21 protein-coding genes are annotated in these 19,462 nt (G+C 72.9%); 16 read left to right on the top strand and 5 right to left on the bottom strand.

Annotation, left to right across the window (positions count from 1 at the left end; all coding sequences use genetic code 11):
* Positions 1-107: 107 nt before the first annotated feature.
* Entirely contained in the window at positions 108-806 is a 699-nt protein-coding gene (locus AB0M82_RS39995; RefSeq protein WP_364733849.1) for an SDR family oxidoreductase, read from the bottom strand.
* A gap of 10 nt (positions 807-816) precedes the next feature.
* Complete coding sequence (locus AB0M82_RS39990; protein WP_364733847.1) at positions 817-1,743, bottom strand: NADP-dependent oxidoreductase; 927 nt, start codon at positions 1,741-1,743, stop codon at positions 817-819.
* Positions 1,744-1,848: 105 nt separating this feature from the next.
* On the opposite strand from AB0M82_RS39990, the gene AB0M82_RS39985 reads away from it, so the two are divergent.
* The 7 genes from AB0M82_RS39985 (at position 1,849) to AB0M82_RS39955 (ending at position 6,757) form a co-directional block, all read left to right on the top strand.
* A complete protein-coding gene (locus AB0M82_RS39985; RefSeq protein ID WP_364733844.1) occupies positions 1,849-2,280 on the top strand; it encodes a helix-turn-helix domain-containing protein in 432 nt (143 codons plus the stop codon).
* Between the two features lie 10 nt (positions 2,281-2,290).
* Positions 2,291-3,274, top strand: a complete 984-nt coding sequence (locus AB0M82_RS39980) for a WYL domain-containing protein (RefSeq protein ID WP_364733841.1) — start codon at positions 2,291-2,293, stop codon at positions 3,272-3,274.
* The gene (locus AB0M82_RS39975) at positions 3,271-4,251 is read left to right on the top strand and encodes a WYL domain-containing protein (RefSeq protein ID WP_364733840.1); all 981 of its coding nucleotides are present in this window, start codon (positions 3,271-3,273) and stop codon (positions 4,249-4,251) included. The genes AB0M82_RS39980 and AB0M82_RS39975 overlap by 4 nt, the downstream gene beginning before the upstream one ends.
* 9 nt (positions 4,252-4,260) lie before the next feature.
* Positions 4,261-4,473: a bacteriophage holin gene (locus AB0M82_RS39970; protein ID WP_364733838.1), complete on the top strand. Its 213-nt coding sequence runs from the start codon at positions 4,261-4,263 to the stop codon at positions 4,471-4,473.
* 31 nt (positions 4,474-4,504) lie between these two features.
* Positions 4,505-4,819 carry a Sec-independent protein translocase subunit TatA gene (gene tatA, locus AB0M82_RS39965; RefSeq protein WP_364733835.1) on the top strand — a complete coding sequence of 105 codons (315 nt, stop codon included), beginning with the start codon at positions 4,505-4,507 and terminating at the stop codon, positions 4,817-4,819.
* Between the two features lie 85 nt (positions 4,820-4,904).
* A complete protein-coding gene (gene tatC, locus AB0M82_RS39960) occupies positions 4,905-5,876 on the top strand; it encodes a twin-arginine translocase subunit TatC (protein WP_364733833.1) in 972 nt (323 codons plus the stop codon).
* The gene (locus AB0M82_RS39955) at positions 5,876-6,757 is read left to right on the top strand and encodes a YegS/Rv2252/BmrU family lipid kinase (RefSeq protein WP_364733830.1); all 882 of its coding nucleotides are present in this window, start codon (positions 5,876-5,878) and stop codon (positions 6,755-6,757) included. The genes tatC and AB0M82_RS39955 overlap by 1 nt, the downstream gene beginning before the upstream one ends.
* 205 nt (positions 6,758-6,962) lie before the next feature.
* Here the strand turns inward: AB0M82_RS39955 and AB0M82_RS39950 are convergent, their stop codons facing one another.
* Positions 6,963-7,544, bottom strand: coding sequence for a hypothetical protein (locus tag AB0M82_RS39950; RefSeq protein WP_364733828.1), 582 nt, complete (start codon positions 7,542-7,544; stop codon positions 6,963-6,965).
* Between the two features lie 177 nt (positions 7,545-7,721).
* On the opposite strand from AB0M82_RS39950, the gene AB0M82_RS39945 reads away from it, so the two are divergent.
* The 4 genes from AB0M82_RS39945 (at position 7,722) to AB0M82_RS39930 (ending at position 14,011) form a co-directional block, all read left to right on the top strand.
* Positions 7,722-10,499 (top strand): DEAD/DEAH box helicase, encoded by a 2,778-nt coding sequence (locus tag AB0M82_RS39945; RefSeq protein ID WP_364733825.1) that lies wholly within the window; start codon positions 7,722-7,724, stop codon positions 10,497-10,499.
* A 190-nt stretch (positions 10,500-10,689) separates the two neighbouring features.
* Entirely contained in the window at positions 10,690-11,460 is a 771-nt protein-coding gene (locus tag AB0M82_RS39940) for a DUF4333 domain-containing protein (RefSeq protein WP_364733823.1), read from the top strand.
* Between the two features lie 78 nt (positions 11,461-11,538).
* Positions 11,539-12,741 carry a GNAT family N-acetyltransferase gene (locus AB0M82_RS39935; protein ID WP_364733820.1) on the top strand — a complete coding sequence of 401 codons (1,203 nt, stop codon included), beginning with the start codon at positions 11,539-11,541 and terminating at the stop codon, positions 12,739-12,741.
* Between the two features lie 52 nt (positions 12,742-12,793).
* Positions 12,794-14,011, top strand: a complete 1,218-nt coding sequence (locus tag AB0M82_RS39930; RefSeq protein WP_364733817.1) for a GNAT family N-acetyltransferase — start codon at positions 12,794-12,796, stop codon at positions 14,009-14,011.
* A gap of 13 nt (positions 14,012-14,024) precedes the next feature.
* On the opposite strand, the gene AB0M82_RS39925 is transcribed toward AB0M82_RS39930, so the two are convergent.
* Positions 14,025-15,158 (bottom strand): NAD(P)/FAD-dependent oxidoreductase, encoded by a 1,134-nt coding sequence (locus AB0M82_RS39925; RefSeq protein ID WP_364733815.1) that lies wholly within the window; start codon positions 15,156-15,158, stop codon positions 14,025-14,027.
* Between the two features lie 70 nt (positions 15,159-15,228).
* On the opposite strand from AB0M82_RS39925, the gene AB0M82_RS39920 reads away from it, so the two are divergent.
* Entirely contained in the window at positions 15,229-16,023 is a 795-nt protein-coding gene (locus AB0M82_RS39920) for a TetR family transcriptional regulator (RefSeq protein WP_364733813.1), read from the top strand.
* Between the two features lie 78 nt (positions 16,024-16,101).
* On the opposite strand, the gene AB0M82_RS39915 is transcribed toward AB0M82_RS39920, so the two are convergent.
* Complete coding sequence (locus tag AB0M82_RS39915) at positions 16,102-17,046, bottom strand: 5'-3' exonuclease (RefSeq protein WP_364733810.1); 945 nt, start codon at positions 17,044-17,046, stop codon at positions 16,102-16,104.
* Between the two features lie 151 nt (positions 17,047-17,197).
* Between AB0M82_RS39915 and AB0M82_RS39910 the strand changes: the two genes are divergently transcribed.
* The 4 genes from AB0M82_RS39910 to AB0M82_RS39895 are packed head-to-tail and all read left to right on the top strand — an operon-like array spanning position 17,198 to position 19,349.
* Positions 17,198-18,340 carry a Xaa-Pro peptidase family protein gene (locus tag AB0M82_RS39910; protein WP_364733807.1) on the top strand — a complete coding sequence of 381 codons (1,143 nt, stop codon included), beginning with the start codon at positions 17,198-17,200 and terminating at the stop codon, positions 18,338-18,340.
* Positions 18,337-18,792, top strand: a complete 456-nt coding sequence (locus tag AB0M82_RS39905) for an Lrp/AsnC family transcriptional regulator (RefSeq protein ID WP_003092399.1) — start codon at positions 18,337-18,339, stop codon at positions 18,790-18,792. Before AB0M82_RS39910 ends, AB0M82_RS39905 begins: the two co-directional genes overlap by 4 nt.
* 46 nt (positions 18,793-18,838) lie before the next feature.
* Entirely contained in the window at positions 18,839-19,063 is a 225-nt protein-coding gene (locus AB0M82_RS39900; RefSeq protein ID WP_086852548.1) for a hypothetical protein, read from the top strand.
* Positions 19,050-19,349, top strand: a complete 300-nt coding sequence (locus AB0M82_RS39895; RefSeq protein WP_364733805.1) for a hypothetical protein — start codon at positions 19,050-19,052, stop codon at positions 19,347-19,349. The genes AB0M82_RS39900 and AB0M82_RS39895 overlap by 14 nt, the downstream gene beginning before the upstream one ends.
* Positions 19,350-19,462 lie beyond the last annotated feature (113 nt).

Here is a 19,462-nt window from a genome sequence, read left to right as displayed (position 1 = left end):
GGCCGCCCGGCCAACGCCGTGAATGTCGCATTGAGGGACTTCAAGTCCCTCAATGCGACATTCACGGCTTTACGGGGGGCGGGAGCTGCTGGCGTCCGCCTGAGCCGCTAGAGCACCTGGCCGATCGGGCGGACCATGATCTCGTTGACGTCCACCGACGGCGGCTGGGACAGCGCGTACAGCACGGCTCGGGCGATGTCGTCCGGCTCCAGGTTGGGCTTCTTCCGCTGCTCCTCGTTGAGGATGTCGGTGGCGGTCATGCCCGGGTTGATCAGCGTGACCCGCACTCCGGTGCCGACGGCCTCCTCCCGGATCGCCCCGGCCATCCCGGTCACCGCCCACTTCGTCGCCGAGTACAGGCTCGCGTTGCGGATGTAGCGGCCGGCGACCGAGCCGGTGATCAGCAGGTGCCCGGCCGACTCCTTCAGCGCGGGCAGGGCCGCGCGGGCGGTGTAGGCCGCGCCGAGGACGTTGACGCGGACCATCTCTTCCCACTGCGTGGGGTCGGGGTCGTCGTCGCCGAAGAACGACGTCCCGACGCCGATCCCGGCGTTGGCGAAGGCCGCGTCGAGCCGCCCGAACTTCTTCACGGTTTCGGCGACGGCGCCGGAGATGGCCGCCCAGTCCGCGACGTCGGCGCCCAGCGCCAACGCCCGGCCTTCGCCGAGTTCGGCCGCCAAGGGCGCGACGGACTCGGCCTTGCGGGCCACGAGGGCGACCCTGAACCCGGACGCGGCGGCCAGCCGCGCGGTCGCGGCGCCCAGGCCGCGGGAGGCGCCGGTGATGAGAAGTACGCGATCATCCATGCCGTCCAGGTTAGGGAGCCAGCACGAGCCTGCCGCGCAGCCCGCCGGCGGCCAGCCGTTCGTGCGCGGCCGCCGCTTCGGACAGCGGCAGCACCCCGGCGACGCGCAGGGGAAGCGTGCCGTTCTCCGCCAGCCGCGCCAGCTCGGCCAGCCGTTCGCCGTCCGCGCGGATCCAGACGCCGCGCACCCGGACCCCGCGCAGCGGGAGCGGCGCGGCACCCGCGGCGAAGGCGACGAACTCGCCGCCGCCGCGGACCGCGTCGAGCGCGTCCAGGCCGAGCAGCGCGGTGTCGAGGACCGCGTCCACCCCGCCCGGCGCCAGCGTGCGCGCCCGGTCGCCCAGCGACGGCCCGCGCGGGACGAACTCGTCCGCGCCGAACCCCCGGACCAGCGCCTCGTCGGCCGCCCCGGCGACGGCGACGACGCGCAGCCCGCGGGCGTGCGCCAGCGCGACGGCGTACCCGCCGACGGCGCCCGCCGCGCCGGTCACCAGCACGGTTCCGGTGGTCTCGACCAGATCGAGCGCCTGGGCGGCGGTCAGCGCGTTGAGCGGCAGGGTCGCCGCCTCGGCCGGGGAGACGCCGGCGGGAGCCGGTGCCACGGCGGAGGCGTCCAGCACGATCCGCTCGGCGTAGGCGCCGAGCGGGGTGGCGATCCGGTCGCGGAGGCCGATGACGGCGTCGCCCACGCGGAACCCCGCGCCGGCGCCCACGGCGTCGACCTCGCCGGCGACGTCCCAGCCGAGGCCGAGCACCTCCCGCGGCGGGACGACCCCGGCCTCGGTGAGGATCCCGGCGCGGGTCGCGACGTCGACCGGGTTGACCGCGGCCGCCGCCACCCGGATCCGCACCTGCCCCGGGCCCGGCTCCGGGACCGGCACCTCGACGGCTTCGAGGACCTCCGGGCCACCGAACCGGCGGATCACCATCGCACGCATCTTCGTCTCCTTCGCGGGTCGAACCTTCCCCGCGAACGTATGGGGAGCTACTCTCCATTGGGAAGTACGCACCCGAAGGTGCCCACCGCACGAGGAGGTAAGCCGGTGCCCACGCGCACGGCGGAACAGCGGCGGCAGCTCGAAAAGGCCGCCTACGACGCCTATCTCGCGGCGTGCCCGACCCGGAAGCTCCTGGACGAGATCGCCGGCAAGTGGGTCAGCCTCGTCCTGGTAGCGCTGGGTGACGGCCCGCAGCGCTACAGCGACCTTTCGCGACGCGTCGCCGGGGTCAGCCAGAAGATGCTCACCCAGACCCTGCGGGTGCTCGAACGCGACGGTCTGGTGCGCCGCGAGGTGACCCCGTCGGTCCCCGTCCGCGTCGACTATTCCCTTACACCGCTGGGGGAAAGCCTGCGCGCGCTGATGGCCGGGTTCAAGGACTGGGCCGAGGCCAACTTCGACGCCGTCGACGCCGCCCGCGCCGACTACGACGCGCGCACACCGGACCTCACGATCGGGCCGGGCGGCGCGGGCTAGGCTCTACCGGGTGTCCACCGCACGCGCCGAACGGCTGGTCAATCTGGTACTGGCCCTCCTGTCCACCCGGCAATACCTCACTGCCGAGCGGATCCGCGGCATCGTGCCCGGATACGGCGACGCGGCCAGCGACGAGGCCTACTTCCGGATGTTCGAACGGGACAAGACCGAGCTGCGCGAGCTCGGCATCCCCCTGGAGACCGGCCGCAACTCCGCGTTCGACGCCATCGAGGGCTACCGCATCGCCCGCCGCGACTACGAACTCGGCGAGATCGACCTCGCCCCCGACGAAGCCGCCGCGGTCGCGCTGGCGTCCCGGCTGTGGGACTCGCCGGAGCTGACCGGGCAGGCGCAGGGCGCGCTGGTGAAGCTGCGCGCCGCCGGCCTGGAGGTCGACGACCAGGCGCCCACGGTCGTCGAGCCGCGCGTCCGCGCCGAACCGGCGTTCGGGCCGCTGCTCGCGGCGGTCCAGAACGGCCAGGCCGTGCGCTTCGAGTACCGCCGCAGCGGCTCGCCCGAGCGCATCATGCGGACCCTCGAGCCGTGGGGCGTGGTGTCGTGGCGGGCCCGCTGGTACGTGGTCGGGCACGACCGCGACCGCGGTGCCACCCGCTGCTTCCGCCTCTCCCGCGTCACCGGCCGGGTCCACGCCGTCGGGAAACCGGGCGAGGTGCGGCGCCCCGAGGGCGTCAACCTGCTCAAGCTGGTGTCGGTGACCGGCGAATCGGAACCGTCGCCGGTCACCGCCGCGCGCCTGTGGGTCGCCGACGGCCGCGCCGCCGGGGTCCGCCGCCGCGGCACCGTCGCCGGCCGGTACACGATCGACGGCGAAGAGGGCGACCTCGTCGAGATCGGGCTCTACTACCCGGAGTCGGCCGCCGACTGGATCAGCGCGCAGGGCCCCGACGTGGTCGTGCTCGAGCCCGACGTGCTGGCCAAGGCCGTCCAGGACCGGCTCGAAGCCGTCGTGGCCCGGCAGGGGAGCGCGCGATGAGCGGGTCCACCGACCGGATGCCGAGGCTGCTGGCGCTCGTGCCCTACCTGTTGGCGCGCCCGGGCATCCGCGTCGACGAAGCGGCGCAGGACTTCGACGTCACGCCGAAGCAGCTGCGCAAGGACCTCGAGCTGCTGTGGATGTGCGGGCTGCCCGGCTACGGGCCCGGCGACCTGATCGACCTGTCGTTCGAGGGTGACACGATCGTCGTCACCCACGACGCCGGGATGAACCGCCCGCTGCGGCTCACCGGCGGCGAGGCCACCGCGCTGCTGGTCGCGCTGCGCGCGCTGGCCGAGACGCCGGGCGTGGTCGACGGCGACGCCGTCCGCCGCTCGATCGCCAAGATCGAGTCCGCCGCGGGGCAGGCCCAGCCCGCGGGCGTGGTCGTCGGCGGGGGAGTGCGCGAGGGCAAGAAGACCGCGGCGACCCGCGAGGAGGTCGCCCGGACCCTGCGGGACGGGCGGGCGCTGCGGATCCGCTACTACACCGCGTCCAAGGACCAGATCACCGAGCGCACCGTCGACCCGATGCGGCTGCTGATCGTCCAGGCGGTCGGCTACCTCGAGGCCTGGTGCCGCCGCGCCGAAGGCGTCCGGCTGTTCCGGCTCGACCGGATCGACGAGCTGACGGTCCTCGACGAGCCCTCGCGCCCGCCCGCGCACGCCCACCCGACCGACATTTCCGACGGCGTCTTCCGCGAGCGTCCCGAGCAGCGGGAGGCGGTGCTGGTCCTCGACCCGGACGCACGCTGGGTAGCCGAGTACTACCCGTGCGAGGAGCTCGACGAGCTCGACGGCGGCCGGCTGCGGATCCGGATGCGCTACGCCGACCAGTCCTGGATGGTGCGGCTCGTGCTGGGTCTGGGCGGGGAAGCGCTGGTGGAGAGCCCGGCCGAGCTCGCGTCCGACGTCGGTCGCCGCGCCGCCGACGCCGTGGCCCGAGCCCGTCACCTTCCGTCAACCTGCGACCACTAAGCTGAGGACGTGCCGTACCTGCCCACCGCCCTGCTCATCGTGCTCGGCCTCGCCATCCTCGCGGCCCTGCTGGTGCGGACTGTCAAGGTCTTGCGCGCTTTCCGCCAGACCGCAAGCATGGTGGTTACGAACACCCAGGACCGGACGGGGCTTGTCCGTGCCCGGTCGGCTGCGTTGCGCGTCGCTTTCGCGGAACGCCGCCGTCATCCGGAAAACCAGTAACATCCCTACCAGACGCAGATAGGAGGCCACCATGCTGAACGGATTGCAGCCGTGGCATTTGATCATCTTGGTGCTCGTCGTCGTGCTGCTGTTCGGGGCCAAGAGGCTTCCCGACGCGGCCCGGTCCATCGGCAAGTCCATGAAGATCTTCAAGGCCGAGACCAAGGACCTCACCGGCGACAAGGCCGCGGCGCAGGAAGACGCCGTGCCCGCCGAGACGAAGCAGATCCCGGCCACGCCCGCCACGCCCGCTTCGACCGACCAGCAGGTCGCCGACCTGCAGCGTCAGCTCGACGAGCTGAAGAAGCAGCAGGCGGCCGACCAGCCGCAGAAGAACGCCAGCTGAGCGGCTAGCCCCACCTGGTCCCCGGTCCACGGAGCGCGCCGGTCCCGGCGCGCTCCGTCGGACACCGACGAGAACGGAACAACCCGTGGCGGAACCCGCCTCCGGAAACGGTGAAGGTCGCCGGTCGAAGCGGCGCAAGCGCAGCCGCCGGACCAACCCCGACGGCACGATGACGCTCATCGAGCACATCTACGAGTTCCGCCGCCGCCTCGGCTTCGCGCTGCTCGCGGTGGTGATCGGCGGGATCCTCGGGTTCATCTGGTTCGGCACCAAGATCGGGCCGATCCCGTCGCTCGGCGACCTCGTGAAGGACCCGTACTGCGCCATTCCGCCGAACCGCCGGCTCGACAGCGCCGCAGGGTGCCGGCTGCTGCAGACCGTGCCGTTCGAGGCATTCATGACGCAGCTGAAGGTCGGCATCGCGGCCGGGGCCGTGCTCCTTTCGCCGGCCTGGCTGTATCAGCTCTGGGCGTTCATCGCGCCCGGTCTGTACAGCAAGGAGCGCAAGTACGCGCTGACCTTCGTCGCCTTCGCGTCGGTGCTGTTCGCCGGCGGCGCCGTGCTCGCCTACATCCTCTTCCCGCACGCCCTGCAGCTGCTGATGGGCTTCGGCCAGGACGCGTTCGTCACCGCGCTGACGGCGGACAAGTACATCTCGTTCCTGCTGTCGCTACTGATCATCTTCGGGATCAGCTTCGAGCTCCCGCTGCTGGTGGTGATGCTCAACCGCGTCGGCGTGGTCAAGTACGTACAGCTGAAGAAGTGGCGGCGCGGCATCGTGTTCGCGCTGTTCGTCTTCGCGGCCTTCGCCACCCCAGGCTCGGACCCGTTCTCGATGCTCGGCTTGGCCGGCGCGCTCACCGTGCTGTTCGAGATCGCCGTGCAGATGGCCCGTTTCCACGACCGCAAGCTGGAGAAGACCCGGAGCGACGAGGGCTGGGACCAGCTGGCCGACGACGAGGCCGCGCCGTTCGAGTACACGCCGAGCAAGGTCGACGACGAGCCGACCACGCCGACCGCCTCCGGTGGCCGGTCGAGCACCGACGACGTCACCTAGTGGGCATCCACGCCGCGCTCGCCGTCCACCCGGCGTCGGGGCACGGCGCCGCCGCCCGGATCGCCGACACCGTCGCCGAGCGGCTGCGCACCGCCGTGGACCGGCTCGACGTCCTCGTCGCCAACTCCGTCGAGGAGTCCCGCGAGCTGATGCGGACCTCCCACGACGCGGGCCTCGACGTCCTCGTCGTGCTCGGCGGGGACGGCGCCGCCCACCAGGGCGTCCAGTTCTGCGCCAACCACGACGTCGCCCTCGGGCTGGTCCCGGCGGGCACCGGCAACGACTTCGCCCGCGCCCTCGGCGTCCCCGGCGAGCCACTGCCCGCCGTCGACGCCCTGGTGGCCGCCCTGCGATCGGGCGCCCGGCGGCGGATCGACCTCGGCCGCGTCGGCGACACCTGGTTCGCGACCGTGCTGTGCGCGGGCTTCGACGCGAGCGTCAACGAGCGCGCCAACCGGATGCGCTGGCCGTCCGGGCCACGCCGCTACGACCTCGCGATCCTCGCCGAGCTGGCCACCTTCCGCACCCGCCCGGTCGTCGTCGACACCGGCGCCGAACGCCTGGAGCTCGACGCGACCCTGGTGGCGATCGGCAACACCCGCTTCTACGGCGGCGGCGTCCCGATCTGCCCCACGGCCGACCCCGAAGACGGCGTCTTCGACGTGACGATCATCGGCCACACCACCCGCCGCGGCCTCATCCGCCTGCTCCCCGGCCTGCGCACCGGCAACCACGTCACGCACCCGGCGGTCCGCACGCTCCGCGCCCGCTCGGTCTCCCTGACCGGCAACAGCTGGCCCGCCTACGCCGACGGCGAGCCGCAGGGAACGGTGCCGGTGACCGCCAGCTGCGTCTCCGGAGCGCTGACGGTGCTGGCCTAGCGTCGCGCCCCGGCGGTCCGCACGGGCCGGGCAACGCACGGCCTTGGTGTCGCGCGTTCGAGGTTCGTTGACGGGGGCCCGGGGTTGCGCCCCAATGTGGCGTTGGTTGCGTCTGACGCACCGAACGCCACATTGGGTGCGTTGGACGCACCCAACGCCACATTGGGGCGCTCGGCCCGAACGTCAAACCACTTGCGACGCGGCATCAGCGGGGGTAACCGCCGGCCCGCGCCACCAGCTGACGGAAGTGCGCCGGCGTCAGCAGCCGTTCGGACCGCGCGTCCGCGAAGTACACCCCGCCGCAGCGGTGGCAGAACCAGCCCTGCTCCCACAGCTGCCGCGCGGCAGGCACCCCTCGCCGCTGCCGCCGGTGCTCCCGCACCCGCCGGACGTAGAGCCACACCAGCACCCCGGCCGCGACGTACACGCACGCCGACGGGAGGGACAGCACCGCGAACCCGAGCGCCTTCGACCCGGCCCCACCCGGCGGTGGGTCGTCCAAGGCCGAGAACGGCAGCGGCAGGAGACAGCTCCCGACCACCGCGAGCGCGATCGCCGCCGCCACCAGCCCGCCGCCGCGGCGCGGGGGAGGGAAGGGGTCCAGCGCCCGGGCGACCGCGGTGACCGAAACACCGCTGACCTGACCGCCGGCGTAGACGACCCCGTCGCCGGCCGGCACCGCGACCGCCGGGCCCTGGCCGCGGTAATAGGAGTGCCCGCCCTGGTACACCGCGGGCACGTGCTGGACCTGGTCCAGCTGCCCGCAACTCGGACACGGTTCCGTCATGCAGGCTCCGACGCGGCCCGGGACGAGCCGGTTCCGCCGGATACCTTGGCGTATAACGACCTATACGTCGACCGATGATGATGATCACCACGGCGGCTGCGGCAACGAAAAAGACGCGCGGACCGCCGACGGTCACGCGGCGTGCGGACTGTCGGGGGGATGTGAAACCCTGACGAGGTGGCCAATAGCCCTTCTCCCTCCCCGGCCGAGGCCTATGCGGCCTCCGCGCGTCGCGCGAAGCACCCCCAGCTGACCCGTTTCGCCGCGGAGGCGTCCTTCGAGTTCGACGACTTCCAGATCCGCGGGTGCGAGGCCCTGGAGGGCGGTCACGGCGTGCTCGTCTGCGCGCCCACCGGGGCGGGCAAGACCGTCGTCGGGGAGTTCGCCGTGCACCTGGCGCTGGCCGAGGGCCGCAAGTGCTTCTACACCACGCCCATCAAGGCGCTGTCGAACCAGAAGTACGCCGACCTTGTCGCCCGCCACGGGCCGGACGCCGTCGGCCTGCTCACCGGCGACACCTCGATCAACGGCAACGCCCAGGTGGTCGTGATGACCACCGAGGTGCTGCGCAACATGCTGTACGCCGGCTCCTCGACCATCACCGACCTCGGCTACGTGGTCATGGACGAGGTCCACTACCTCGCCGACCGGTTCCGCGGCGCGGTGTGGGAGGAGGTGATCCTGCACCTGCCCGAGCACGTCCGCGTGGTCGGGCTGTCGGCCACCGTCAGCAACGCCGAGGAGTTCGGCGAGTGGCTGGTCGAGGTCCGCGGCGACACCACGGTCGTCGTCGACGAGCACCGGCCGGTGCCGCTCTGGCAGCACATGCTCGTCGGCAACCGGCTGCTGGACCTCTTCGCCGGGGACGAGGTTCACGCCCCCGGCGCCGAGCTGCGGATCAACCCGACCCTGCTGCGCCGCACCGAGGAGATCGGCCGCCAGTACGCGCCGGCGGGGCTGCGTGGCCCGCGGGGCCGCCGTGGCGCGCCGCCGCGGATGCCGCGGTTCCGGCCGCCGTCCCGCGTCGACGTCGTGGAGCAGCTGGACCGGGCCGGGCTGCTGCCGGCGATCGTGTTCATCTTCTCCCGCGCCGGCTGCGACGCCGCCGTCGCCCAGTGCGTCCGGTCCGGGTTGCGGCTCAACGGGCCCGGCGAGGTCGAAGAGATCCGCCGGGTCATCGAGGAGCACACCGCCGACCTGCCCGAGGGCGACCTCGGCGTGCTCGGCTACTGGGAGTGGCGGGAAGCGCTCGAACGCGGGATCGCCGGCCACCACGCCGGGCTGCTGCCGGCGTTCAAGGAGACCGTCGAGGAGCTCTTCGTCCGTGGCCTGGTGAAGGCCGTGTTCGCCACCGAGACCCTCGCGCTCGGCATCAACATGCCCGCCCGCACCGTCGTCCTCGAACGCCTGGTCAAGTACAACGGCGAGGCGCACGTCGACCTGACGCCGGGGGAGTACACCCAGCTGACCGGCCGGGCCGGGCGCCGTGGCATCGACGTCGAAGGCCACGCCGTCGTCGCCTGGCAGCCCGGGGTCGACCCGAAGCAGGTCGCCGGGCTCGCCTCGACGCGGACCTACCCGCTGCGGTCGTCGTTCCGGCCCGGCTACAACATGGCGGTGAACCTGGTCGCCCAGGTCGGTGCCGCCGAAGCCCGTGAGCTGCTGGAACAGTCGTTCGCGCAGTTCCAGGCCGACCGGTCGGTGGTCGGCACGGCCCGCCGGATCGAGCGGAACAAGGAAGCCCTCAAGGGGTACGCGGCCGCGTTGACCGGGGACTTCGACGAGATGCTCGAGTACGCCGAGCTGCGCGCGAAGATCTCGGCGCGGGAGAAGGCGCTGTCCCGGCAGAACACCTCCGCGCGGCGCGTCGACACCGCCGAGTCGTTGGAGAAACTCCGCAAGGGCGACGTCATCGCGGTGCCCGCGGGCCGCCGCGCCGGGCTCGCCGTGGTCGTCGACCCCGGCCTCGACCCGATCCGCGAGCCCCGCCCGGTCGTGGTGACCGAGGACCGCTGGTCCGGGCCGCTGTCGGTGGCCGACTTCCCGGCCCCGGTCGAGGTGCTGGGCCGGATCAGGCTGCCCAAGCACATCGAGCTGCGTTCGCCCAAGACCCGCCGCGACATCGCGTCGAGCCTGCGCAGCGCCGGGATCTCGTTGCCCGGCCGGCAGAAGCGGCGCTCCGGCGCGAACGAGGACGGCGAGCTGGCCGCGCTGCGGCGGGCGCTGCGCGCCCATCCGTGCCACGGGCTGGCCGAGCGGGAGGCGAACCTGCGCTGGGTCGAGCGGTACCAGCGGCTCGCCGCGGAAACCCAGCAGCTGGAACGGAAGGTCGCCGCGACGACCCACTCGCTGGCGCGGGCGTTCGACCGGATCCTCGCGTTGCTGGGCGAGCGCGGCTATTTGGGCCCGGAGTCGGCCGGTGACGGCGAGGAGCGCGTCACCGAGCACGGCCGGCGCCTGACCCGGCTCTACAGCGAGTCCGACCTGCTCGCCGCCGAGTGCATCCGGCACGGGGTGTGGCGCAAGCTCGACCCGCCCGAACTCGCCGCCGTCGTCTCGACGCTCGTCTTCGAGGCCCGCCGTGACACCGCCGGTGAGCCCCGGCTGCCCGGTGGCGCGGTGCCCGAGGCGTGGCAGGAGACCGCGCGGCTGTGGGTGGAGCTCACCGAGGACGAGCGGCGGCACCGGCTCGACCGCACCCGCGAGCCCGACGCCGGGTTCGCGTGGCCGGTCTACCGCTGGGCCCGCGGCGAATCGCTGGAGAAGGTGCTCACGGCGGCCGAGGCCAACGGCCAGGAGTTGTCGGCGGGCGACTTCGTGCGCTGGTCGCGTCAGGTCATCGACCTGCTCGACCAGATCCGCGACGTGCTCGGCAAGGGTGACCCGGTCGGCGCGGCGGCGGCCGCCGCGGTCAAGGCGCTCCGCCGTGGCGTGGTCGCCGCGGGTGCGGCGTGAACTTCCGTGTTACTGATGGTCGGATTGGTAACTAGCGGCACAGTAGGCCTGCTCCAGACGGCGCAGGGGTGAGCGTGGACACGTGTGCTCGGCTCCGACCTGTGGTTGGATCGCGTCGACACCGTGCGTACGCGGCTTGACGGCGGTTCGGGGTGGACAGCGACATGATCGATGCAGGCGGAGGCAGACGATGAGCACGCCGTATGGCGGCAACGACCCACAGCAGCCCCAGTACGGGCAGCAGCCGGGCGGCGCGTACCCGCCGAGCGGCCCACAGGAACAACCGCAGTGGGGCCAGCAGCAGCCGCCTTCGTACGACCCGAACCAGCAACAGCCGTGGGGCCAGCCGCAGCAGCCCCAGCAACCGCAGCAGCCCCAGCAGTGGGGTCAGCAGCCTGGCGGGTACGCCCCGCCGCAGCAGCCGCAGTGGGGGCAGCAGCCACCGCCCTACGGCCAGCAGCCCGGCGGCTACCCGCCGAGCGGCCCGCAGGCCCAGCCCGGCTACGGGCAGCCGCCCGGTGGGGCCTACCCGCCGAGTGGTCCCCAGGCGCAGCCGCAGTACGGGCAGCAGCCGGGCCAGTACGACTACGGGCAGCAGCAGGTCCCCGGTACCGCTCCGGAGGGCGAGCAGCCGGCGAAGTCCAAGAAGGGCCTGCTGATCGGCATCGGCGCGCTGGTCGTGGTGCTCGCCGTGGTCGGCGTCCTCGGTTTCGTGGCACCCGGCTTCTTCAAGACGCAGGTGTTCAACAACACCCAGATGCAGACCGACGTGCAGAAGCTGCTCACCGACACCTACAAGATCGACGGCGTCACCAATGTCACCTGCCCGGCCGAGCAGAAGGTCGAGGACGGCGCGAAGTTCGAGTGCACCGCGACCATCGCGGGCAAGCCGCAGCAGGTGCCGATCACGGTGAAGGGCGACGGCGGCAACTACGAGGTTTCCCCGCCCGTCGCGAAGTAGCGCGAAGACGGTCCGGACGAGTCCGGCCACCGGTGAATTCGGTGGCCGGACTCCGCCGTTTCCGGCGATGATCCGGGGATGAGCGACCTCGAGATCCGGACGCTGCGCGACGACGAGCACCGCGCCGCGAGCAACCTGTTCCGCGACAGCGTGCACTTTCCGCCGGCCGACGACAGCGAATGGGTGCGGACGGCCCGGTGCTACCAGCCCGGTGGCACGATCGGCGCGTTCGATCCGGAGCTCGTCGGCACCGCCCGGTTCTTCGACGCCGAACTGACGGTCCCCGGCGGGGCCCGGCTGCCGATGGTGGGTGTCACCTCGGTCGGTGTCCGCGCCGACCGCACCCGCCGCGGTGTCATGCGCGCGCTGATGACCACCCAACTGGATGACTTCGCCGCGCGAGGGGTGGTGTTCGCGAACCTGCTCGCCTCCGAATCCGGCATCTACGGCCGGTTCGGGTACGGCCTGGCGACGCGCTGCCGGACCTACAGTGTCGACCGGCATCGCGCGCGGCTGCGCCCGGACGTCCCCGCGGGCGGCGAACTGGAGCTGCTGGACCTCGACCGGGCGTTGGAAGTCTGTCCCGGTGTCTACGACCGCCTCGAGCACCGGCCAGGGATGATGACCCGCCCCGAGGTGCTGTGGCGGCTCTACGAGAACCAGGCCAGTCGCCGCGGCGAGCCGATGAAGACCGTCGTGCACCACGGTCCCGACGGGCCGGACGGGTTCGCCACCTACTTCGTCAGCGCGCTCCAGGCTCACCCGTGGACCAAGAATCTGGAAGTGACGCACATGTTCACCGGCACCCCGGCCGCGTTCGCCGGGGTGTGGCGATTCCTGCTCGGGGTCGACCTGGTGGACCGGATCGTCGCCGAGGAACGCCCGCTCGACGAGCCGATCGAGCTGATCCTGGCCGACCACCGCAGCGGCACCGTCGACCGGGTCGGCGACGAGCACTGGCTCCGGCTCGTCGACGTCCCGAAGGCGCTGGCCGCCCGGGATTACGGGCACGCCGCCCCGGTCGTCCTCGCGGTCACCGACCCGCTGCTGCCCGGCAACAGCGGGACCTACCGGATCACTCCGGACGGCGCCGAGCGCACGGACGAACCCGCCGCGCTCGCCCTCGACGTCACCACTCTCGCGATGATCTACCTCGGCACCTGGCGGCCCTCGGCACTGGCCGGCGCCGGCCGGATCGAAGTCCGCGACCCGGCCGCTCCCGCGGCCGCCGACCTGCTCTTCGGCACCCGGGTCGCGTCCTGGAGCGGCACGTTCTTCTGACCCGCCGAAAAACGGGATGCCGGGCCGGCGCCCGGGCGGCAAGATCGGCGGCATGACCGCCTTCGACGTCCGTCCCGTCACCGAAGCCGAGCGCCGCAGCACGTTCGACCTGCTGGGACGCTCCCTGCACGGCAACCGGGTCAGCGACGAAGACTGGGCCCGGTTCGGGGACTCCTGGCCCGCCGCGCACAAGCTCGGCGCGTTCGAGGCCGGCGTCCCGATCGGGATCACCGGCTCCTACGACACCGAGATCGCCGTGCCCGGCGGCGGGGTCCTGCCGGTCGCCGCCGTGGACGGCGTCGGCGTGCGAGCCGACCGGACCCGGCGCGGGGTGCTCACCGCGCTGATGGCGGCGCAGCTGACCGGCTTGGCCGCCCGCGGGATACCGCTGGCGGTCCTGCACGCCAGCGAACCCACCATCTACGGCCGGTTCGGCTACGGCTCGGCGGCGCTCGGCAAGACGGTGCGGCTGGCGCGGCCCGCCGCCCGGCTCCACGAGCGCGTCCCGGCCGGCGGGGATGTCCGGATGCTCACGCCCGAGGAAGCCGTGAAGGAGATCCCCGCGCTGTACCGGCGGATCGGGCTGTACCGGGCCGGCATGATCGGCCGCCCGGACCGGTGGTGGCTGTTCGCGCACGACCGGCACGTCGGCCGGGACGGCGGTCACGTCGTGGTCGTCCACAGTGGACCGGACGGGGACGACGGGTTCGCCGTGTACGACACGATCAGCCGCCGGACCTTGGATTCGCCGGACGAAGGTGCCGTGCTGAAGGTCCGCGACCTGCACGCGGCCGACCCGGCCGCCCGGGCCGCGCTCTGGCGCTTCCTGCTCTCGGTCGACCTCGTCTCCGGGGTGCACGCCCGGCACCGCCCGGTCGACGAGCCCCTCGCGCCGATGCTGACCGACCACCGGCACGCCCGCACCCTCGACGTCGAGGACGACCTGTGGCTGCGGCCGGTCGACGTCACCACCGCGCTCGCCGCCCGGACGTACCGCACGGCGGAGCCGGTCGTCCTGGCGGTGACCGATCGGCTGCTGCCGGCCAACACGGGGCACTACGAGGCCGGCCCGGAGGGCGCCCGCCGCACGGACGCCGCCGCGGACCTCGCCCTCGACGTCGACACCCTCGGGATGCTCTACCTCGGACAGTGGAGCGCGACGGCGCTGGCGCACACCGGCCGGATCGAGGTCCGCGACCCGGCCGCGGTGGCGCGGGCCGACGAGCTGTTCACCACGGTCACCGCGCCGTGGTGCGGCACCCTCTTCTGAGCGGCCACGCGGCTCACGGGGTCGGTGCCTGTCCGGTGAACAGGCCGATGAGGCTGTCGGGCGTGTCGGCACCGAAGCAGACTTCGAAGTCGCGGACGGCTTCGGTGGCGGCTTCGGTGCTGCGGGGGAACAGGTCCCGCTCGTATTCGGTGAGCGCGGCCTCGACGTCGCCGGGGTGCGCGGCGATGGCCCTGCCGAGCTCGGCGCCGTCGTACATCGCCAGGTTGGCGCCTTCGCCGTTCGGGACCGACAGGTGGGCGGCGTCGCCGAGCAGGGTCACCCCCGGCACCCGGTCCCACCGGTGCCCGACCGGCAGGGTGTTGAGCGGGCGCAGGACGGGCGCGGTGTCGCCGTCGGTGATCAGGGCGGTGAGCTCCGGGGCCCAGCCGTCGAACTCCCGCGTGATCCGGGCGGTGGCCGCGGCGGGGTCGGTGAAGTCGATGGCGGCGAACCAGTCCTGCGGCTGGGAGAGCACCACGTAGGTGTGGAGGTTTCCGCCGCTCTCGCGGTGCGCCAGGAGCCCCTTCCCCGGCACGATCGCGTAGAGCGCCCCGCCGCCGACCGTTTTGGCGGTGGCCGGGTGCCGGGTGTCGCCGTCGAACAGGTAGGTCTCGACGAACGAGACGCCGGCGTAGGCGGGGACCGCGTCGGAGAGCAGCGGCCGGACCCGTGACCACGCGCCGTCCGCGCCGGCCAGCAGGCTCGTGACGACGCTGCCGCCGTCGGCGAAGGTCACCTCGTGGCGGCCGTCGCCGAGGGCGCGGACGCCGCTGACCTTGTGGCCCCACCGGACGGTGCCGGCCGGAAGCGCGTCGAGCAGCATCCGGCGCAGCTCGCCGCGCTGCACCTCGGGCCGGACGCCCGTGCCGTCGTCGGGTTGGTCGAGCAGGACGGTCCCGTCCGGGGCGAGGATCCGGGACGCTTCGCGGCCCGCCAGGACGAGGCCGCGGAACTCGTCCGTCAGGCCGGCGGCCTCGATGGCGAGCTGCCCGTTGTGGTCGTGGATGTCGAGCATTCCGCCCTGCGTGCGCGCCGTGGGGGAGGGCTCGGCCTCGTAGACGGTGGCCGGGATGCCGTGGACGTGCAGGACGCGGGCGAGCGTGAGGCCGCCGAGTCCGGCGCCGATGATCGTGACAGGCGTGTTCATGGACCCCTCCGAAGACTGTGGAATGTCGTTCCATATTGGAACGGCGTTCCAGATGTGTCAAGATGAGGGCATGGCAACGCGGACGCGCCGGTCACAGCGGCGCACGGAGGCGCTCTCCCGGGAGCGCATCATCGAGGCCGCCGTCGAGCTGCTCGACGCGACCGGCGAGGGCGGGCTGACGTTCCGGGCGCTGACCGAGCGCCTCGCCACCGGAGCCGGGGCGATCTACTGGCACGTGGCGAACAAGGGCGAGTTGCTCGCCGCCGCGACCGACGCCGTCGTCGCCGCCGCGCTGGCCGTCGAACCCGCCCAGCCTCCGGGCTCGCCGCGGGAGGAGATCCGCGCCGTCGCGCTCGGCCTGTTCGACGCGATCGAGGAACACCCGTGGCTCGCCACACAGCTCGCGATCCAGCTCTCCCGCAGCCCCTGGGGGTCGGTGACACCGCGGATCTTCGAAAGCCTCGGCCGGCCGGTCCGCGCGCTCGGCGTGCCCGAGGACCGCTGGTTCACGGCGGGCTCGGTGCTGGTGCACTACGTCCTCGGCGCCGCCGGCCAGAACGCCGCGAACGCCGCGAGCGTCCGCGACCTCGCACCCGGCGTGGACCGCGCCGAATTCCTCGACACCGCCTCGAAGGCATGGGAAGAGCTCGACCCGGACGACTACCCGTTCACCCGGGCGCTCGCCGGCCGGCTACGCGACCACGACGATCGCGAGCAGTTCCTCGGCGGCGTCGATCTCGTTCTCGCCGGCATCACCGCGGACCCGGGCAGGGTCTCGCCAAAGTCGCTTCCCGCCGCATTTGGGCAGGCTCCAGGCTCGGATTCCTCTGCCACGCAAGCGGTCAACGGAAGGGCGAGCACCTGAAACCGGGCCAATCGGGCAGCTTGACAGCTCGCTGCCGCAGCTAACTGCCCGTCATTCGAGACCGTCGACGTCAAGCGCCTAAGCGCCCGGCAGTGCCTTCAGGAGCCGCTCGACCGAGTTGCCGAGGTTCCAGCGCTCGGCCAGCTCGGCGACCCGCTCGGGGTCGGCGGGCGTTGCGGGCACGATGTCGGGGCGGGACTGCTCCACCGGCGCGTCGACGGCGACCCGGACCACCGTCGGGGCGACGGCCAGGTAGCCGGCCGCCTCGGACAGCCGCAGCCGGGTCTTGAGCGGGACCCGGGAATCCCCGGCGCCGGCCGCCGCCACCAGTGCTTCGAGCGAGCCGAACTGCGTGATCAGCTTCGCCGCGGTCTTCTCGCCGATCCCGGCGACGCCGGGCAGGCCGTCTGACGGGTCGCCGCGCATCATCGACATGTCCGCGTACGCCGCGCCCGCCGTCTCGCGGGGGAGGCTGTAGCGCTCGGCGATCTCGGCCGGGCCGAGCACCTCGGCCTTGGCCCAGCCCTTGCCGACGTAGATCACCGACGTGGGTGTCGGCTCGGTCCGCACCAGCTGGAACAGGTCGCGGTCGCCGGTGATCACCTCGACCGGGTCCGTCTTCTCGCGGGTGGCGAGCGCGCCGATGACGTCGTCGGCCTCGTAGCCCGCCGCCTCCGCGGTGGCGAACCCGAACGCCTCCATCAGGTCCAGGATGATCGGCACCTGCGGGGTGAGCGTGTCGGGCACCTCTTCGACGTCCGGGCCGCTGCCGGTCTCCTCGGCCACCCGGTGCGCCTTGTAGCTGGGCAGCAGGTCGGTGCGGAACTTCGGCCGCCAGTCGGCGTCCAGGCAGCACACCAGCCGGGCCGGGCGCCGGTCGGTGAGGATCCGCGCGACCGTGTCGGCGAACCCGCGCACGGCGTTGACCTGAGTCCCGTCGGCGGCGCGCATCGAGTCGGGCAGGGCGAAGAACGAACGGAAGTACAGGCTCGCGGAGTCGAGCAGGGCAAGGGGTCCGGTCACCCCGCACAGCCTGCCACGCCCGGGCCCCGGTGACCGGCATGCCACGCACCTGGCGCACGGAACGAGAGCAGCCTGGGAGTTGCGCCGGACCTCCGGCATGTCGCGGGCCGGGGGAGTGGATCACCCGGCCCGCCCGGCTAGGCTCGGCTTCATGTCGCGCCGTTCCCTCCACACGCCCGCCCCCGACGCCGCCGCCCTCCGCGCCCGGCTGGACCGCGCCCGCGCCGCCGCGGCCGCCGCGAGCACCGACGCCCTGCTGATCGCGCCCGGCTCCGACCTGCGCTACCTGCTCGGCCAGGCCGGCGGCTCGTTCGAGCGGCTCACCACCCTCGTCGTCCCGGCCGACGGCACCCCCGCGCTGGTCGTGCCGAAGCTCGAGGCGCCCGGCTACGCCGACGTCCCCACCGACGAACTCGGCGTCGAGCTGCTCACCTGGGTGGACGGCGACGACCCGTACAAGCTGGTGGCGGACCGGCTCGGCAAGCCCGGCCGCGTCGCGGTCAGCGACTTCACCCCGGCCCTGCACGTGCTGGCATTGCGGGCCGCGCTCGGCGAGGCCGAGCAGACCCTGGCCGGGCCGGTGGTGCGGGAGCTGCGGATGCGCAAGGACGCCGCGGAGATCGCGTCGCTGCGAAACGCCGGAGCCGCCATCGACCGGGTGCACGCCCGCGTCCACGAGTGGCTGCGGCCCGGCCGCACCGAGGCCGAGGTCGGCGCCGACATCGCCGCGGCCATCGTCGAGGAGGGCCACGTCCGGGCCGACTTCGTGATCGTCGGCTCCGGCCCGAACGGCGCCAGCCCGCACCACGACGTCTCCGGCCGCGTCATCGAGCGCGGTGACGTCGTGGTCGTCGACATCGGCGGCCCGCTGCCCGCCGGCTACAACTCCGACTCCACCCGCACCTACGCGGTCGGCGAGCCGCGGGACGCCGACGTCGCCGAGACCTACGCGGTGCTCCAGCGCGCCCAGGCCGCCGCCGTCGCCGCCGTGCGGCCCGGCGTCACCGCCGAGCAGGTCGACGCCGCCGCCCGCGACGTCATCACCGAAGCCGGGTTCGGCGAGTACTTCATCCACCGCACGGGCCATGGCATTGGCCTGGACGTGCACGAGGAGCCGTACATCATCGCGGGCAACGCGCTGCCGCTGGAGCCGGGCATGGCCTTCAGCGTCGAGCCGGGCATCTACCAGCCGGGCCGGTGGGGCGCCCGCCTCGAGGACATCGTGATCGTCACCGAAGACGGCGTCGAGTCCGTCAACAACCAGCCGCACGAGCTCGTCGTGCTGGACGCATGACGCCCGGCGGCCTGGAGCCGCTGGACCAGTCGATCGTCCAGGAGCTCGCGGCCGACGGGCGCCGCAGCTTCACCGACCTCGCCGAACGCGTCGGGCTGTCGGTGTCGGCGGTGCACCAGCGGGTGCGCCGCCTCGAGCAGCGTGGCGTCATCCTCGGCTACACCGCGCGGCTCGACGGCGAGCAGATCGGGCTGCCGCTGACGGCGTTGATCTCGCTGACGCCCAACGACCCGGCGGCCCCGGACGACTACCCGCAGCGGATCCAGCACATCAAGGAGATCGAGTCGTGCTACTCGGTGGCCGGCGACGAGTCCTACATCCTGCTGGTGCGCGTCCAGTCGCCGCTGGCCCTGGAGGACCTGCTGCGCCGGATCCGGGAGGCCGCGAAGGTGTCGACCCGCACGACGGTGGTGCTCTCTACGCCGTTCGAGGGACGTTCGCCGACGTTCTGACCCCGGCGGCCCGCCCGGTGGCCGGGGCGCTGGTACGGTAAAAGGTATGGCAACACGTAAGGTGACTCTTTCGCTGGACAGCGGCGCCCTGGAATTCGCCGAACGCGCCGCGAAAGCCCACGGAATCTCGGTCTCGTCCTGGCTGTCCAAGGCAGCCCGGCGCGAGGCGGTTCGCACCGGCTACACCCCGCAGAGGCCGGAACCGGCCGTCGCGGAATCGGACGAGGCCGAACGCAGCGCGGCGGAAAAGGATCTGCGTGCGCAGGGGTGAAGTCTGGACGTACCACCCCCCGACCGAACCGGCCCGGCAGCGCACGGTCGTGCTGCTGTCCTCGGACGGGGTGAACGAATCCGAGCGGCCGTGGCTGCTCGGCACCGAGCTGCTCGACCGCGACCCGCAGGACATCCTCGGCGTGGCGGTCGACGCCCGCTACTGGGTCTCGACGCTGAACCTGACCCGGCTGTACCGCCCGTGGTTCGACGAACGCATCGCCGAGATCGACCAGGACGTCCAGGAACGCATCGACATCGCGCTGCGCGCCGCCCTCGACCTCTGACGCACCGGCTTCTCTTGCGCCCCAATGAGGTTTTCTCAGTAGCGTCCGTGGTGTTCGTGGTGGGTGAGGACGAGTGCTGCTTGGACGATCGGGCCGATGCGGTGGGGGCAGAG

The sequence above is a fragment of the Amycolatopsis sp. NPDC051128 genome (assembly GCF_040682715.1).
Classification (GTDB): domain Bacteria; phylum Actinomycetota; class Actinomycetes; order Mycobacteriales; family Pseudonocardiaceae; genus Amycolatopsis.
The sequence above is the reverse complement of the archived record's forward strand: the minus strand, read 5'-3'. Positions and strand labels throughout refer to the sequence as shown.

What these genes read in the sequence shown, in the direction of transcription:
- AB0M82_RS39995 (WP_364733849.1), bottom strand. Translation starts at nt 806, where the DNA reads ATGGATGATCGCGTACTTCTCATCACCGGCGCCTCCCGCGGCCTGGGC.
- AB0M82_RS39990 (WP_364733847.1), bottom strand. Translation starts at nt 1,743, where the DNA reads ATGCGTGCGATGGTGATCCGCCGGTTCGGTGGCCCGGAGGTCCTCGAA.
- AB0M82_RS39975 (WP_364733840.1), top strand. Translation starts at nt 3,271, where the DNA reads ATGAGCGGGTCCACCGACCGGATGCCGAGGCTGCTGGCGCTCGTGCCC.
- tatA (WP_364733835.1), top strand. Translation starts at nt 4,505, where the DNA reads ATGCTGAACGGATTGCAGCCGTGGCATTTGATCATCTTGGTGCTCGTC.
- AB0M82_RS39950 (WP_364733828.1), bottom strand. Translation starts at nt 7,544, where the DNA reads ATGACGGAACCGTGTCCGAGTTGCGGGCAGCTGGACCAGGTCCAGCAC.
- AB0M82_RS39940 (WP_364733823.1), top strand. Translation starts at nt 10,690, where the DNA reads ATGAGCACGCCGTATGGCGGCAACGACCCACAGCAGCCCCAGTACGGG.
- AB0M82_RS39935 (WP_364733820.1), top strand. Translation starts at nt 11,539, where the DNA reads ATGAGCGACCTCGAGATCCGGACGCTGCGCGACGACGAGCACCGCGCC.
- AB0M82_RS39930 (WP_364733817.1), top strand. Translation starts at nt 12,794, where the DNA reads ATGACCGCCTTCGACGTCCGTCCCGTCACCGAAGCCGAGCGCCGCAGC.
- AB0M82_RS39925 (WP_364733815.1), bottom strand. Translation starts at nt 15,158, where the DNA reads ATGAACACGCCTGTCACGATCATCGGCGCCGGACTCGGCGGCCTCACG.
- AB0M82_RS39920 (WP_364733813.1), top strand. Translation starts at nt 15,229, where the DNA reads ATGGCAACGCGGACGCGCCGGTCACAGCGGCGCACGGAGGCGCTCTCC.
- AB0M82_RS39910 (WP_364733807.1), top strand. Translation starts at nt 17,198, where the DNA reads ATGTCGCGCCGTTCCCTCCACACGCCCGCCCCCGACGCCGCCGCCCTC.
- AB0M82_RS39905 (WP_003092399.1), top strand. Translation starts at nt 18,337, where the DNA reads ATGACGCCCGGCGGCCTGGAGCCGCTGGACCAGTCGATCGTCCAGGAG.
- AB0M82_RS39900 (WP_086852548.1), top strand. Translation starts at nt 18,839, where the DNA reads ATGGCAACACGTAAGGTGACTCTTTCGCTGGACAGCGGCGCCCTGGAA.